The 2,556-nt window shown below is 43.8% G+C and carries 2 protein-coding genes and 1 tRNA gene; all 3 read right to left on the bottom strand.

Features of this window, described 5'->3' with window-relative positions; genetic code table 11:
* Nucleotides 1-1,563: glycoside hydrolase family 25 protein (locus A5294_RS02075; RefSeq protein WP_156483438.1), on the bottom strand; the 1,563-nt coding region annotated here is incomplete at its 3' end.
* 139 nt (nucleotides 1,564-1,702) lie between these two features.
* Nucleotides 1,703-1,776 (bottom strand) — tRNA-Gly (locus tag A5294_RS02080).
* A 120-nt stretch (nucleotides 1,777-1,896) separates the two neighbouring features.
* Nucleotides 1,897-2,379: a holo-ACP synthase gene (locus tag A5294_RS02085; protein ID WP_004106305.1), complete on the bottom strand. Its 483-nt coding sequence runs from the start codon at nucleotides 2,377-2,379 to the stop codon at nucleotides 1,897-1,899.
* Nucleotides 2,380-2,556 lie beyond the last annotated feature (177 nt).

Raw genomic sequence — 2,556 nt, forward strand, 5'->3', positions numbered from 1 at the left:
TACATACTTCTTATCTCGACCCTGCGTAAACACGTCGCCATGCTGGCAACGCTGACGCCACCAGCCGCCTCCCAAGTTTTCTTCGTCTGCAACAGGAGCACCAAGACGAGCGTAACCGCCGTGACCATAGTAGGAGTCGCGCAATTCATACTGAATCACGTACTTCTTATCTCGACCCTGCGTAAACACGTCGCCATGCTGGCAACGCTGACGCCACCAGCCAGCACCCATATTCTCCTCATCGGCAACAGGAGCGCCAAGACGACCATAGCCACCATGCTTGTAGTAAGAGTCACGCAATTCATACTGAATCACGTACTTCTTATCTCGACCCTGCGTAAACACGTCGCCATGCTGGCAACGCTGACGCCACCAGCCGCCTCCCAAGTTTTCTTCGTCTGCAACAGGAGCACCAAGACGAGCGTAACCGCCGTGACCATAGTAGGAGTCGCGCAATTCGTACTGAAGAATAAAGCTTTTATCTCCGTTGGTCCAAAGATCGCGGCGATTTGCTTTCTTACTTACTTTCCAGCCGTCTCCAACTTCTTGCGAAGAATTTGTGCTGGTGTTAGTAATCGTGTTACCAAACTCAGAAACACCATTGATTTCGCTGCCATCAGCCATGCCAAATGCGTTCAAATCAACGCGACCATCAATTCCGTCAACGCTGCCGTCGGAAGTGTACTGCCATCCGCGCAATGCTGTAGAAATAGGGAAGCCTACACGAGAACCGTAGCTAGCAACCCAGCTTGTACGCTCGTGAATATACTGAGAATTTAATGGTCCTCTCAAATAATTTGTATAAGAGTAAACGCCGAGCTTATGGTAGCCTGCAGAAACTAACTGATTCCACCAGGAAGCAACAATATCCTGGTAAACATATGGGGATGTTGGTGGTTTATGACCACTCCAGCTCCACTTTTCCAAATCGTAATAAACAGGATACGTTAAATCTTGAGGACTTACTCCAGCACCCTGTAAAAGATTTACAATGTCGGCGCCTTCAGCAGCACCATCTTCAGCTTTTTCAGCATAGGAATACATGTAAATGCCGAATGGAATACCAAGACGCTTGCATTCGCTAATATTGCGCAAAGCTTGCTTGTCATATCCATTATCCCAGCCATAGCTAATACGAATAATCGCACCATCTACTCCAGAAGCTTTTACAGCATCCCAATCAATTTCTTTTTGATGCTCAGAAACGTCAATAACCGCCTTAGCGTTATTAACGAACACATCATCATTTCCATCGATAAAAGCCGTAGTACCATCAGCATCGCTCCAATGCGCACCATACTCATTATCAATAAACGAGCTTTGATACACAGTGCCAGAATGTGATTGAATAATAGGCTTAACAACACTTTTGGTATGCACATTAGCACGCACATTTGCATGCACATTAGTATTCACATGTTCAATCGATGAAGATTTTTGCGGCGCAATGACATTCATAGTGAAAGCAGTAGCAGCCGACACTAATCCAGCTAATACACGTACGATAATCTGTCCCACGAGTCCTCCAGACATGTTTTTTACGTGTTTCTCCGCTACTACCATAGCAATAGCACCCTAATAACAAGCATAAATTCAATAGAAATGTGAAAATAATATGCAAAAATATGTGATTTTTACAAAAAAACTGAAATAAATAAACCATTAAAAAGAGAATTGCAAAACGTAAAGCAAAAATAAAAAATGGAGCGGACGACGGGAATCGGACCCGCGTAATCAGTTTGGAAGACTGAGACTCTACCATTGAGCTACGTCCGCAATTACGCACCATACTTGCACGAAATATTCACGCACAAATATCGACTCGTTCAAGTATACAGATGCTTGTGACATCGACACAAGTGCACAAAACATATTTTTCTTATATTGTATCTTTTCTTATAAGACTTCAAGCATTACAACAGCTGATGCGAAAGCTGAATTATCGTCTAATAATCCGTCATGGCTGAGCGAAATATGCCAACGAATATTAGCTACGTGCTCACTACTATCTACACACTCGCTGGACGCACTGAAAAGCGATTTTACAAGTTGCGAATGCACATCTGAGCTGAGAATAACGCGCGGGCAACCATGGGAATCGTTAAGAATCTCGATACTAGCCCACGGCATGTTATCCAGAGTATATGGATAAGGGTTATTTATTGTGCATAACGCCTCGGACCACGCTTTAATCACAGCTTCTTTGCCAGCCCAACGTGCTGCAATATGTAAAGCTTTCTCATCATTCTTCACTTGCGCACGAAGATCACATTGTCGAAGCTCTCGCACAGAAAACAGCGCACGCCAACCGTTGCCATCCTGCATCTGCTGAGCAAACTGCGCAACGTTTACCAAGTCGTGCCCTATTCCTGCAATCATACACACCTACTTTTAGTACATATACATACTTTTAGAATGCGCACATGTTTTACACGCACCTACTTTTATGCGCACCTACTTTTAAATTGCATACTATTATTACTATATAAGCATATTTCGTTAGGTAAAAAGTAAAGGCGGATGCACAACACCCGCCTTTACAAGTAAATTTTTAAT

Source organism: Gardnerella sp. 30-4, assembly GCF_001641215.1.
GTDB classification, from domain to species: domain Bacteria; phylum Actinomycetota; class Actinomycetes; order Actinomycetales; family Bifidobacteriaceae; genus Bifidobacterium; species Bifidobacterium leopoldii.